Source organism: Frigoribacterium sp. AC759 (genome assembly GCF_979256015.1).
The window spans coordinates 1-233 of the sequence record NZ_CEEDMT010000211.1; the positions used below are offsets into that span (position 1 = coordinate 1).

The following is a 233-nucleotide window of genomic DNA, read 5'->3' on the forward strand; positions in this document are numbered from 1 at the left end:
CAGATAGGCCGCCTGGTACCCCTCGATGCCCACGGTCGCCGCGAAGCCGACCACGATGCCGACCCACCAGCACCGCCTGGGCAGCAGCAGCGCCGGGAACATGCCCATCGGCACGAACATGGCGACGGTCGCCGCGGCCTCGACCCGGGCGAAGGTGATCCACGACGTCTCGTCGGGCCGGGCGAAGAGATCGAGGGCGCGCCAGAGCAGCTCGGTCGTGCCGGGCCCGTAGA

The 233-nt window shown here is 71.7% G+C and carries 1 protein-coding gene; it reads right to left on the bottom strand.

The genetic code is table 11. The features are described 5' to 3' along the window. Positions 1-233 (bottom strand): VanZ family protein (locus ACZ6JE_RS15700; RefSeq protein ID WP_464319555.1); only part of this gene is annotated, 233 nt, incomplete at both ends.